The sequence below is a fragment of the Aquitalea sp. ASV15 genome (genome assembly GCF_016429115.1).
GTDB lineage: Bacteria > Pseudomonadota > Gammaproteobacteria > Burkholderiales > Chromobacteriaceae > Aquitalea > Aquitalea magnusonii.
The window spans coordinates 1-13,087 of sequence record NZ_JAELTZ010000075.1 but is presented as its reverse complement, the minus strand read 5'-3'; the positions used below and the strand labels follow the sequence as shown (position 1 = coordinate 13,087).

The window sequence follows — 13,087 nt, the reverse complement described above, 5'->3', positions numbered from 1 at the left end:
TGATTGGCGCGCTGGAAGACATCGAGAAGATCGTGAAGGGCGAAGCCGGCACCATCATCTCCACCGAGAAGGCCGGGATTGAGTGGTACTGAGCGGGTAGAGGTATTGCGGTGTTGTGAACAAGGGCTGCCATGGCAGCCCTTTTGTTATGCCTGATCAATAATGAATAAATTGTGACATTATTTTCATTCGTATTTTTTCGCTTATGAAAATAATGCAAAAACAACAGGATAGATCACTTCGCGTGAAGATATTCTTGGCTTGCCTTTGTCTTTATCTGCAACGATAATCGCCCCCATCATGCAGGAGAGAGTGGCCAATCGCGGCCACCGCCGAAGGCGCAAGCGCACCCGCAATCGCTCAGGCAAAAGGACTGCATCATCGGATATCACGTATCTGCTTTACTCTGGAGAGCGCTGCCCGTAGAGGCAGCCACCGAAGGGGCTAACGGCGGCTGAAAACGCCCGCCGGAAAATCTCAGGTGTCAGGACAGAGGGGTGTTGTACCAAGACAGGCAAAACACCCCCTTTGCAAGGACGCACAGATGACGGCCCCGAAACGTACCCCCCTGTTTGACGCTCATGTCGCCGCCGGCGCCAAGATGGTTGATTTCGCCGGTTGGGAAATGCCCATCCATTACGGCTCCCAGCTGAAGGAACATGAGATCGTGCGCAGCGACGCCGGCATGTTCGATGTGTCCCACATGACCGTGATCGACATCAGCGGCAGCGATGCCAAAGCCTGGCTGCAACAGCTGATTGCCAACGACGTGGCCAAGCTGCCCTTCGAAGGCAAGGCCCTGTACTCCGGCATGCTGACCGAAGACGGCACGGTGGTGGACGACCTGATTGTCTACCTGACTTCCTACGGCTACCGCATGGTGGTGAATGCCGGTACCACTGATAAAGACCTGGCCTGGATGGAGAGCCACAAGGCGGGTTTTGATGTCTCCCTCAATGTACGTCGCGACCTGGCCATGCTGGCGGTGCAAGGCCCCAATGCCATTGCCAAGGTCTGTGCGGTCAAGCCGCAACTGGCCGACGCCATTCAATCACTCAAGGTATTTCAGGGCTTGCCTGCAGGCGACTGGTTCTTTGCCCGAACCGGCTATACCGGTGAAGACGGCCTGGAAATCATGATTCCGGCTGGCGAGGCCATCAACTTCTTCAATGAACTCGTGTCCGCTGGCGTGGCCCCCATCGGCCTGGGTGCACGTGACACCCTGCGTCTGGAAGCCGGCATGAATCTGTACGGCCACGACATGGACGAAACCGTATCCCCGCTGCAGGCCGGCATGGGCTGGACTATTGCCTGGGAACCGGCCAGCCGTGACTTTATCGGCCGCAAGGCACTGGAAGCCCAGAAGGCCGCCGGTGTGCCGATGAAGCAGGTGGGCCTGGTGCTAGAAGGCCGTGGCGTGCTGCGTGAAGGCCAGAAAGTGGTCGTGGAAGGCGTGGGTGAGGGCATCATCACCAGCGGCACCTTCTCGCCCACCCTCAAGCACTCCATCGCCATCGCCCGTGTACCGGCCGCAACCGGTGCCGACGCACAGGTGGATTTGCGTGGTACGCTCACCGCTGTCCGCGTGGTGAAGATGCCGTTCGTGCGCAACGGCAAGAAAGTTTTCGAATAACAGCGAGCCGGAATACAGCTAGCCAGCCCTTGTCGCTGGCTTGCCGTTTCCCGCTCCCGTAACGGTTCAATCAATCCGAGGAGATTCAATCCATGAGCAATATCCCTGCCGAACTGAAATACGTTGCCAGCCACGAATGGCTGCGTCTGGAAGCCGACGGTTCCGTTACCGTAGGCATTACCGAACATGCACAAGAGCTGCTGGGCGACATCGTGTTCGTCGAGCTGCCGAAAGTGGGTGCCAACCTGGCTGCCGAAGAACAGGCCGGTGTGGTGGAATCGGTAAAAGCCGCTTCCGACGTATACGCCCCGATCGCCGGTGAAGTGCTGGAAGTGAACGCCGAACTGGAAGCCGCACCCGAGCTGGCCAACAGCGAGCCGTATGGCGCTGGCTGGTTCTTCAAGATCAAGCCGGCCAATGCCGCAGATCTGGACAGCCTGCTGGATGCCGCTGGCTACGCCAAGGAAATCGGCGCCTGATTGCACGCTGTCAAAGCCTCGTGATGCTGACCATCGCGGGGCTTTTTCACTTTCAGAACCCGCTCAATATCTGCTGGGCTAATAGACATGGGGCGATACGACGTTAAAAAGATTTACGGAATGCTCATTTACGCTGTGTAAATTCCGCTTCCCCATTTTTTATCGATCGTTTTTGCCTTGTCTCGCTCTAGCTCGCTAGATCTTGAATGGATTCTCTGGTTCTGCTCTTCATTACCGGACACCCACCATGACTCTTGCTTCCCTGTTTAACCGTAGCGAATTCATTGCCCGCCATATCGGCCCCTCCGATGCCGAGCGCAGCGACATGCTGGCCGAAATCGGTGCTGCCTCGCTGGACGATCTGGTCGCCCAGACCCTGCCGGCCGACATCCGCCTGAACCGTGCGCTGGACCTGCCGTCCCCGGTGCCGGAAGCCGAAGCGCTGGCCGCGCTGAAAGATGTGGCCAGCCGCAATATCGTCAACAAGTCTTTCATCGGCCTGGGTTACTACCCGGTGCTGACCCCCACCGTCATCCTGCGCAATGTGCTGGAAAACCCGGGCTGGTACACCGCTTACACCCCGTACCAGGCTGAAATTGCCCAGGGCCGTCTGGAAGCGCTGCTCAACTACCAGCAAATGGTGATGGACCTGACCGGTCTGGAAATGGCCAATGCCTCGCTGCTGGACGAAGCCACCGCCGCCGCCGAAGCCATGGCCATGGCGCGCCGTGTGTCCAAGAGCAAGTCGGAGCAGTTCTTTGTCGACAGCCGCGTGCTGCCGCAAACCCTGGATGTGATGAAAACCCGTGCCAAGTACTTTGGTTTCGAGCTGGTTTCCGGCCATCCGGAAGAGGCCGGTAATGGCGATTACTTTGGTGCACTGTTCCAGTATCCGGGTGAAGCGGGTGACCTGATCGACCTGACGCCCTACATTGCCGCCGTCAAGGCCAAGGGTGGTGTGGCCGTGGTGGCTGCCGACATCATGGCGCTGGTGGCGCTGAAGTCCCCGGCTGAAATGGGTGCTGACGTGGCCATTGGCAACACCCAGCGCTTTGGCGTGCCGATGGGCTATGGTGGCCCGCACGCTGCCTACTTTGCCTTCAAGGATGAAATGAAGCGCTCGGCTCCGGGCCGCATCATCGGCGTGTCGGTGGACGCCAAGGGCAAGACCGCGCTGCGCATGGCGCTGCAAACCCGCGAGCAGCACATCCGCCGCGAAAAGGCCAACTCCAATATCTGTACCAGCCAGGTACTGCTGGCCAATATCGCCGGCATGTACGCGGTGTACCACGGTGCCGAAGGCGTCAAGCGCATTGCCAGCCGCATTCACCGCCTGGCTGCCATCTTTGCCCATGCGGTGACAAGCGCCGGTGGCAAGCTGGTATTCGACCGCTTCTACGACACGGTACAGGTGGAAGCGGCCAATGCCGATGCCATCTACGCCGCCGCCCTGGCTGCCGGTTACAACCTGCGTCGCGTGTCCGCCACCGTATTGGGCGTGGCTTTCCATGAAGCCGCCACCGAGGCTGATCTGGCTACGCTGATCCAGCTGTTTACCGGCAAGGATGCCGACATCGCCGCGCTGGATGCCGCCGCTGCCGATGCCATCCCGGCCGGCCTCAAGCGAGAATCCGCCTTCTTCACCCACCCGGTGTTCAACACCCACCACAGCGAGCACGAGATGCTGCGCTACCTGAAGAAGCTGGAAAACCGCGACCTGGCGATGAATCACTCGATGATTTCGCTGGGCAGCTGCACCATGAAGCTGAATGCCACCAGCGAGATGATTCCCATCACCTGGCCGGAATTCGCCAATATGCACCCGTTTGCCCCACGCGATCAGGCTGCCGGTTACCTGCAACTGATTGACGACCTGCAAACCCAGCTGAAAGCCATCACCGGTTTTGACGCCATCTCCATGCAGCCCAACTCCGGCGCGCAGGGTGAGTACGCCGGTCTGCTGGCCATCAGCCGTTACCATGAAGCGCGTGGCGAAGGTCAGCGCAATATCTGCCTGATTCCGCAATCCGCCCACGGTACCAACCCGGCTACCGCGCAGATGATGAACATGCAGGTGGTGGTGGTGAAGTGTGACGAGTCCGGCAACGTCGATGTGGCCGACCTCAAGGCCAAGGCTGAGCAGCATTCGGCCAATCTGGCGGCGCTGATGATTACCTATCCGTCCACTCACGGCGTGTTCGAACAGCCGATCCGCGAAATCTGCGACATCATCCACAGCCACGGTGGTCAGGTGTATATGGATGGTGCCAACCTGAATGCCCAGGTGGGCCTGTGCCGTCCGGCTGATATCGGTGCCGACGTATCGCACATGAACCTGCACAAGACCTTCTGCATCCCGCACGGCGGTGGCGGCCCGGGCATGGGCCCCATCGGCCTGAAAGCCCATCTGGCGCCGTTCATGGCCAACCACGTGGTGGCTGACGTGCCGGGTGCGGTGGCCGGTCAGACTGCGGTGTCCGCTGCGCCGTTCGGCTCGGCTTCCATCCTGCCCATCTCCTTCATGTATATCCGCATGATGGGTGCCGAGGGCATGAAAGCCGCCACCGAAAACGCACTCTTGTCCGCCAACTACATGGCCAAGAAGCTGGGTGAGCATTTCCCGGTGTTGTATACCGGTGCCAATGGCCGTGTGGCGCATGAGTGCATCATCGACCTGCGCCCGCTCAAGGCTGCCAGCGGCGTCACCGAGGTGGACGTGGCCAAGCGCCTGATGGACTACGGCTTCCACGCTCCGACCATGAGCTTCCCGGTACCGGGCACGCTGATGATCGAGCCGACCGAATCCGAACCCAAGGCCGAGCTGGACCGCTTCATTGCCGCCATGACCGCCATCCGTCAGGAAATCGACCAGGTGCAGAACGGCACATGGCCGGCGGACAACAACCCGCTGCGCAATGCACCGCACAGCAAGGCCGACATTGCTGGCGACTGGGACCGTCCGTACAGCCGCGAAACCGGCCTGTTCCCGCTGCCTTATGTGCTGGAAAACAAGTTCTGGCCGAGCGTGAACCGTATCGACGACGTATACGGCGACCGTAACCTGGTGTGCAGCTGCCCCAGCACCGACAGCTATCTGTAAATCAGCCGTGCGGGCTGCTGCCCGCCGCTTATGCCAAAACCCCGCGCCAGCGGGGTTTTTTCTTGGTGGCCTGCCGTCAGATGCAGCGTTTTTGCCAGGATTAAGCAGTTGTTTTTGCTTTGGAGCAAATACTCTATGCCATGAGTCCGCTATCCTGCATCAGTTGTTTGTCATGAGAAAATTGCGCGGTCAGCCAGGTGCTGTTAAAAATAGCGTGATTTATTTTAAGTACTGATCTTAAAAAAAGCAGTCACATGGCGGATGGTTGCTAGAATAGCCGTCCTCCTGCAGCCGGGGGAGGATGCAATGAACACAAGAGCAAGATTGATGTCTGGGCCAGCTTGAAAGTCGCTATGCTGCACGAGCCAACACCGCTTACTGATGAAACGATGGCACGCTTTGCCTTGCTGGCAAGGCTGCGGCATCCGGTATGGGTGTTCGACATCGACCGGCAGCGGGTGTACTGGGCCAATGCCGAGGCGCTCAAGGTGTGGGATGCCACTACCCTGGACGAGCTGCGTAGCCGCGACATGGGACGCGACATGTCCGAATCGGTGGCGCGCCGGCTGCGCCAGTACCAGAGTGATTTCGAGCGATTCGGCATGGAGTTCTCCGAATCGTGGACGCTCTATCCCAATGGCAAGCCACGCAGCCTGCAAGTGGTGTTCAGCGGCCTGCGCCATCAGGGCAGCATGATGATGTTGTGCGAGGCGCTGGGCGAATTGCAGGCCGACCCGAACACCCTGCGCAGCGCCGAAGCGCTGTTGCACTTGCCGGTGCTGATCACCCTCTATCATGCCGATGGTCCGGCCTTGTACCGCAACCCGGCGGCGCGCGAAAAAGTGCTTGATCCTGCCGAGAGCTGGCAGGGGCATCTGCTGCATGCCGCCGACCGTGAACTGTTGCAGCTGCAATTGCAGCAGCAGGGCAAGGGGCGGCTGGTGGCGCAGGTGATGACCCGCCATGGCGAGCGCTGGCACGAGTTGTCGGCGCGCCATTGTCGCGATGCGGTGTCCGGCGAAGACGCCGTGCTGATCAGCGAAGTGGATGTCAGCGAACTGAAAGATGCCGAAGCCCGCGCCCGTTATCTGGCCATGCACGACACACTGACCGGTCTGCCCAATCGCAATTTTGTCCTGCAGTGCTATCCGGCCCTGTTGCAGCAGGCCAAGCGCCAGGGTGAGCAGGCTGCCTTGCTGTGCATCGACCTGGACCGCTTCAAGAATATCAACGACAGCCTGGGCCATGCCTTTGGCGACCTGCTGCTGGTACAGATGGGCGAGCGGCTGAAAGCACTGCTGGCACCCACGCAGCAGCTGGCGCGACAGGGCGGGGATGAATTCCTGGTGCTGCTGTGCGCGCCGCAAGTGCAGCAGCAGGCTGCCGCGCTGGCCGCTGCCATTGTCGAGGCGCTGGCGCGGCCCTTATGGCTGCGCGGGCAGGAGGTCAGGCTGACCGCCTCGGTGGGCATCAGCCTGTGCCAGGATGGCGCCGAGGATATCCAGGGCCATATGCGGCATGCCGATCTGGCCATGTATAGCGCCAAGGATGCCGGCCGCAACGGCATCCAGTTCTACGACGAAGCGATGGATGCACGGGCGCGAACCCGGCTTGCCCTGGAGTATGAAATCCGCCGTGGTCTGGAAAACGGTGAATTCGAGGCTTTCTACCAGCCACGGGTGGATTGCTTCACCGGCGAAATCATCGGCGCCGAGGCGCTGGCGCGCTGGCGGCATCCCGAACGCGGCCTGCTGTTTCCCGACAGCTTCATCCCGGTGTGCGAGGAAAGCGGCCTGATCCGCGAGCTGGACCGCCAGATACTGGCGCAGGTCGCCCGCCAGCTGTCGCGCTGGGCAGCGCAGGGCAGGGTGTTGCAGGTTTCGGTCAATCTGTCGGCCAGCCAGTTTGGCGACCCGCAGTTAGCAGCGTCCTTGCAGGGCATCCTGCAAGAAAGCGCTTGCCCGGCACAGCGCATCGAACTGGAAATTACCGAATCGCTGCTGCTGGCACACGACCAGCACACCCTGGATACGCTGGCCAGCTTGCGCGCCATGGGCTTTGCCGTGGCCATCGACGATTTTGGCACCGGCTATTCCAATCTGGCCTATTTGCAGAACTATCCCCTCAATACTCTGAAAATCGACCGTTCCTTTATTTCCGGTTTGCCGCAAAGCTCGGCGATTCCGGAACTGATCACCAGCCTGTGTCGGATTCTCTCGCTGAATATGGTGGCCGAAGGGGTGGAAAACCACGCCCAGCTCGACTGGTTGCGGCAGCAGGGGTGTCAGCAATACCAGGGCTATCTGTGCAGCCGGCCGCTGTCGCTGGCGCATTTCAACGAATTGCTGGAGCACAGCACCGCTCCCGCCTGATGCCGCAGGCGAATAAGCTTAGCGGGAATGCGTCATTTGATTTTGCCGCGTCTTCCCTTAAGCTGATGCCCAGGCGGGGCCCCGCATGCATGGCGGCCTTCCCCCGCATGGAGACCGACATGACTCTGCGTACCCTCGCGCTGGCCCTGACCTTGGCCAGCCCGCTGGCGCTCGCCGCCAAACCGCTTACCGTGTGTACTGACGCCAATCCGGAAGGCTTCGACGTGGTGCAGTACAACTCGCTGGTGACCACCAATGCCTCGGCCGATGTGCTGATGAACCGGCTGGTGGAATACGATGCCGCCAGCCACAAACTGCAGCCGGGCCTGGCCAGCAGCTGGCAGGTGAGTGCCGATGGCCTGAGCTACACCTTCAAGCTGCGTCCGGGTGTGGCCTTCCACAGTACCGATTACTTCAAACCCACGCGCAAGCTGAATGCCGACGATGTGGTGTTTACCTTCCAGCGCATGCTCAATCCCGAGCATCCCTGGTACAAGACCGCCGCCAACGGCTATCCGCATGCCCAGTCCATGCAGCTGCCCAAGCTGATCAAGGCGGTCAGCAAAGTGGACGACAACACCGTACGCTTTGAACTGAACTATCCGGAAGCCACCTTCCTGTCCACGCTGAGCATGGGCTTTGCCTCGATTTATTCGGCCGAGTATGCCGCGCAGCTGCAGGCTGCTGGCAAACAGGCCGAGCTCAACAGCAAGCCCATCGGCACCGGGCCCTTCATTTTGCGCAGCTTCCAGAAAGACAGCGTGGTGCGCTATCAGCCCAACCCGGCTTACTGGGGGGCCAAGCCCAAGGTATCGGCCCTGGTGTATGCCATTACCCCGGATGCCACGGTGCGCGTGCAAAAGCTGAAGGCCGGCGAGTGCCAGCTGGCGCTCTCCGCCAAGCCGCAGGACGTACTGGCGGTGCAGGGCGACAACAAGATCCGCGTGCTGCAAACCCCGGCCTTCATGACCGCCTTTGTCGCCATCAATACCCAGCACAAGCCCTTTGACAACGTATTGGTGCGTCAGGCAGTCAACCTGGCTTTTGACAAGAACACCTATCTGAAAACCGTGTTCGACGGTACCGCCACCGCCGCCACCCTGCCGTATCCGCCCAATACCTGGAGCTACAACAAGAGCGTGAAGCCCTATCCGCAAGACCTGGCGCGCGCGAAGAAGCTGCTGGCGCAGGCTGGCTATCCCAATGGCTTTGACACCACGCTGTGGGTTCGTCCCAGCGGCAGCACGCTCAACCCCAATCCCAAGGCCGGGGCCGAGCTGTTGCAGGCTGATCTGGCCAAGCTGGGCATCCGGGCGCAGATCAAGGTCATCGAATGGGGCGAGCTGATCAAGCGCGGCAAGGCCGGCGAGCACGACCTGTTGTTCATGGGCTGGGCCGGCGACAATGGTGACCCGGACAACTTCCTTACCCCGCAGTTCTCCTGCGCGGCGGTGCAGTCCGGTACCAACTTTGCCCGCTACTGCAATCCGCAGCTGGACAAGCTGATTAGCGACGGCAAGAAAACCAGCGACTTTGCCCAGCGCAGCAAGCTGTACCTGCAAGCGCAAAAGCAGATCAGCGACCAGGCCTTGTGGCTGCCGCTGGCCCACCCCACCGCCTATGTGCTGGAGCGCAAGGAAGTGGCCGGCTTTGTCGCCAACCCGTTTGGCCGTGTCAATTTTGCTACGGTGAGCGTGCAGTAGGGAGTCAATCCAGCAAAGGCCTTAATCCCGCAGCATGCAGGCAGCCTTGTGCTGCCTTTTTGCATCGCCAGGGGCTGCTCATGGCAATCGCCGTGCCGGTCAGGACGGCTTGCGGTATCATGCAGGGGTGTTTGTCGATCACGGACACAGCGGGTGCCGGGAACAGTCTGTCCCGGGGTTCCGCACATCGGGAAGAACCTGCCATGAGTCGCAAAGAAAGCAAAAGTCCAACCTTTGACCGCATCGTCGAAGCCAGCCTGCAGCTGTTCAACCAGCAGGGCGAGCGCAGCGTCACCACCAATCACATCGCACGTTATCTGAACATCAGCACCGGCAATCTGTACTACCACTTTGCCTGCAAGGAAGACATCATCAACGAGCTGTACCGGCGCTACTCCAAGGGCATGGCCGATTATCTCAATGCCGCTGGCGAGCTGAGCGTCAATGCCTCCATCGAGGGCCTGGTGTCCTTGCTGGAAAAGGTATTGCGTCATTTGTGGACCTTCCGCTTCATTCCGCAAAGCATTTCCAGCCTGTTTTCAGTCAATCAGTCGCTACAGGAAAGCTACAGCAAGATCGAAGCCGGGCTGATCAGCCGTGGCGTGGAAAAGCTGTTCTTCAAACTGCGCGATCAGGGCATGCTGGAAGGCGATGATGTGCAGATCGGCTTTCTGGCGCGTAATTTCCAGCTGTTGCAAACCGGCTGGATTGCCCGGCCCGATATCGCCCGCTGTCCGCAAGAGGCGCAGGTGGTGGCACGCGAGGGCTGTCTGAGCCTGCTGTATTTCCTGGCGCCCTATGTATCCAGCCGTTTCCGCCAGCCCTTCGAGCGCGTGCTGGCCAGCATGGCCCCGGTCCAGGCGCTGCCTGCCGTCTAGCGCTTTCCCGTCAGCGGTATTGCCGGCCATGGCCAGTCTGCGACTGGCCATTTGCTTTTCTGCCGCATTAATTCATAAGCTTTGCAGGAAATCCGGCTTGGCTTCTTTCCCTGCTATCGGTATGGTTAGACCGATATGCAACAGGCGTAAAGCCACAGGAGAGAAGAAGATGAAACTGGAAACACTGGCCGTGCACGGCGGCTACTGCCCGGACCCCACCACCAAGGCGGTGGCGGTGCCGCTGTATCAGACCACCAGCTACGCCTTTGACAGCACCCAGCACGGTGCCGACCTGTTCGACCTCAAGGTGCAGGGCAATATCTACACCCGCATCATGAACCCCACCACCGATGTGCTGGAAAAGCGCGTGGCTGCGCTGGAAGGCGGCATCGGTGCGCTGGCGGTGGCCTCCGGCATGGCGGCCATCAGCTATGCCATCCAGACCATTGCCGAAGCCGGCGACAACATCATTGCCACCAGCACGCTGTATGGCGGTACGTATAATCTGTTTGCCCACACCTTCCCGCAGCTGGGCATCGAAGTACGCTTCATCGACTACAAGGACCCGGCCTCCATCAGCAAGCTGGTGGATGACAAGACCAAGGCGGTGTTCTGCGAATCGGTGGGTAATCCGCTGGGCAATGTGGTGGACTTTGCCGCCTTTGCCGAACAGGCCCACCAGCACGGCCTGCCGCTGATTGTCGACAATACCGTGCCGTCGCCGTATCTGTGCCGCCCCTTCGAGCATGGCGCCGACATCGTGGTGCACAGCCTCACCAAATACCTGGGCGGCCATGGCACCAGCATTGGCGGCATTATTGTCGATTCCGGCAAATTCCCCTGGGGCGAGCATAAAGAGCGTTTTGTGCGGCTGAATACGCCGGATGTCAGCTACCACGGCGTCAATTATGTCGAGGCACTGGGCCCGGCGGCCTATATCGCCCGTGCCCGCGTGGTGCCGCTGCGCAATATGGGCGCCGCCATTTCACCGTTCAATGCCTTCCTGATCCTGCAAGGCATCGAAACCCTGGCCCTGCGCCTGGACCGCATCTGCGACAACGCGCTGAAGGTGGCCGAGCGTCTGCAAGCCCACCCGGCAGTGGAGTGGGTGGAATACGCCGCCTTGCCTTCCAGCCCCAGCAAGGCGCTGGTGGACAAATACATGGGCGGCCGCGCATCGGGCATCCTGTCCTTCGGCATCAAGGGTGGTATCGAGGCTGGTGGCCGCTTTATCGACGCGCTGCAACTGGTGACCCGTCTGGTGAATATCGGCGATGCCAAGAGCCTGGCCTGCCACCCGGCCTCCACCACCCACCGCCAGCTGTCGCCGGAAGAACAGCTCAAGGCCGGGGTGCGGCCGGAGCTGATTCGACTGTCCATCGGCATCGAGCATATCGACGACATTCTGGCCGACGTGGATCAGGCGCTGCAGGCGGCCAGCTAGTTTGCCGCGCTTGAACAATAGAAAGGCTGCCTCTGGCAGCCTTTTTTTGTCAGCATGCAGCGCTAATGGCGATGCACCACCTGGGGGTTCTGGCCATTGGGCAGGTGATGGTGCCATTTGCCATTGATGAATTCCTGCACAAAGCGTTTGGCGCGTTCGGCATGGTCCAGCTCGCCATGCGGCGCGATATTGCTCAGGTGTACCGGGTGGCCCAGCTTGCGTGCCAGCTGCTCGGTATCGACGAAGACCAGCGCTTGATCGGGAAAGCTGGGCTGGCTCACCGTTTCGCGCGACAGCAGGGTCAGCTGCAGATGGTGTTTGTCTTGCTGGATGAAGGCATACAGCTCGTCAACGGCGGCCTCCTCGCCTTCCAGCATCTGCAGGAAATCCTTGTTCATCAGCAATAGCAGGCTGTTGATGCCCATGCGCTGGTTGCGCGCCCGGTAGCTGGCCAGCAGGCCGTGCAGCTCCTGCACGTCATAGGCGGGGTTGAGTGCGCTGGAATAAATCAGGCGGATCATGCTTGTCTCCCGGCGCTGTGGCGCTCTTGTTGCCGGAGGTATGCCGGCTGCTTAATGATAGGTGGAATTGCCTTGTCATGCACTCGTCGCAGTGCAAGCCTGCGCCGGCCATGGCTAGGCCGACAGGCCGCTGTGCAGCCAGAGGATGAAGCTGATCAGTCCGGCCAGGGCATGCAGCCAGGCGCGCAGGCGATAGCTGCGTGCCACCTGGCGGGGCGACAGGGTGTTGATCAGGTAGGGCTTGCCGTCATCCGGCTTGCTGATGTGCAGGGTGGGCGGGGTGCTGGCCAGCTGCTGGTAGTTTTGGCGCACCTCGCGCTCGGCGGCGGCTCTGACCAGCAGCCATTCCTGCTCGCTGATCTTGCCGTCGCCATCCAGGTCGTGGCGGCGCAGCAGGGCGGGCTGGTCTTGTTTCCATTCCGCCAGCTTGGCGCCGACATCCTGGCGGAAGCTCTGCACATCGGGCCGGCTGCCTCCCTGGCTGTGCAACTGGCCCAGCACATAGAGCGGGTCGCCTTCGTCTATCCATTCCTCCACCAGCGTTTCCCTACCTTCCTGCCAGCTTTCGCGGTGCGGAGCCACCACCTCTGCTCCTTCCGGATTGACGATCACCTCCTGTTTGCCATCCACCAGCAGGAAGGAAAGCTCGGAGTTTTCCGGTAGCGATGGCAGGCTGTTGCCGCGGCCGAAAGGGTCCAGCGGGCTGTCATTCAGCCCGCGCCGGTCATTTTGATAGCGCCAGCAGCGGTACCAGACGCAGCGGCGGCCGGAATAGGGGCTGTAATTGGCAGCCTGCGGGTGATTGCGGGCGATGCCGCACAATTCCACATGGCCCAGTGCCGCGGAAACGGCATGGGCGGTCGGCGTGTCGGCAATCAGCCGGTAACGGCGATAATTCAGCCACCAGCCGATCAGCCCGCAGGCCAGCAGCAGCGGCAGCCCCGCATGCAGGAAGGG

Annotated in this window: 9 protein-coding genes and 2 riboswitches; of the genes, 7 read left to right on the top strand and 2 right to left on the bottom strand. The window is 60.7% G+C overall.

Annotated features, from left to right (window positions below):
- Positions 1 to 293: 293 nt before the first annotated feature.
- Positions 294 to 386, top strand: a riboswitch (glycine riboswitch).
- A 10-nt stretch (positions 387 to 396) separates the two neighbouring features.
- A riboswitch (glycine riboswitch) is annotated at positions 397 to 503 on the top strand.
- 41 nt (positions 504 to 544) lie between these two features.
- The 7 genes from gcvT (at position 545) to JHD64_RS19585 (ending at position 11,609) form a co-directional block, all read left to right on the top strand.
- A complete protein-coding gene (gcvT, locus tag JHD64_RS19615) occupies positions 545 to 1,633 on the top strand; it encodes a glycine cleavage system aminomethyltransferase GcvT (protein ID WP_199055168.1) in 1,089 nt (362 codons plus the stop codon).
- Positions 1,634 to 1,725: 92 nt separating this feature from the next.
- Positions 1,726 to 2,112 carry a glycine cleavage system protein GcvH gene (gene gcvH, locus JHD64_RS19610; protein WP_062789780.1) on the top strand — a complete coding sequence of 129 codons (387 nt, stop codon included), beginning with the start codon at positions 1,726 to 1,728 and terminating at the stop codon, positions 2,110 to 2,112.
- Between the two features lie 247 nt (positions 2,113 to 2,359).
- The gene (gene gcvP / locus JHD64_RS19605; protein WP_199055166.1) at positions 2,360 to 5,212 is read left to right on the top strand and encodes an aminomethyl-transferring glycine dehydrogenase; all 2,853 of its coding nucleotides are present in this window, start codon (positions 2,360 to 2,362) and stop codon (positions 5,210 to 5,212) included.
- A 389-nt stretch (positions 5,213 to 5,601) separates the two neighbouring features.
- Positions 5,602 to 7,584 carry a bifunctional diguanylate cyclase/phosphodiesterase gene (locus tag JHD64_RS19600; RefSeq protein ID WP_199055164.1) on the top strand — a complete coding sequence of 661 codons (1,983 nt, stop codon included), beginning with the start codon at positions 5,602 to 5,604 and terminating at the stop codon, positions 7,582 to 7,584.
- A gap of 119 nt (positions 7,585 to 7,703) precedes the next feature.
- Positions 7,704 to 9,287, top strand: coding sequence for an ABC transporter substrate-binding protein (locus tag JHD64_RS19595; protein WP_199055162.1), 1,584 nt, complete (start codon positions 7,704 to 7,706; stop codon positions 9,285 to 9,287).
- Positions 9,288 to 9,490: 203 nt separating this feature from the next.
- Positions 9,491 to 10,165 carry a TetR/AcrR family transcriptional regulator gene (locus tag JHD64_RS19590; protein WP_059286478.1) on the top strand — a complete coding sequence of 225 codons (675 nt, stop codon included), beginning with the start codon at positions 9,491 to 9,493 and terminating at the stop codon, positions 10,163 to 10,165.
- A 169-nt stretch (positions 10,166 to 10,334) separates the two neighbouring features.
- Positions 10,335 to 11,609: an O-acetylhomoserine aminocarboxypropyltransferase/cysteine synthase family protein gene (locus JHD64_RS19585; protein ID WP_199055160.1), complete on the top strand. Its 1,275-nt coding sequence runs from the start codon at positions 10,335 to 10,337 to the stop codon at positions 11,607 to 11,609.
- A 62-nt stretch (positions 11,610 to 11,671) separates the two neighbouring features.
- On the opposite strand, the gene JHD64_RS19580 is transcribed toward JHD64_RS19585, so the two are convergent.
- Positions 11,672 to 12,130 carry a BLUF domain-containing protein gene (locus tag JHD64_RS19580; protein WP_059286480.1) on the bottom strand — a complete coding sequence of 153 codons (459 nt, stop codon included), beginning with the start codon at positions 12,128 to 12,130 and terminating at the stop codon, positions 11,672 to 11,674.
- A gap of 114 nt (positions 12,131 to 12,244) precedes the next feature.
- Positions 12,245 to 13,087, bottom strand: an 843-nt coding sequence (locus JHD64_RS19575; RefSeq protein ID WP_199055158.1) for a hypothetical protein, incomplete at its 5' end; no start/stop codon positions are given.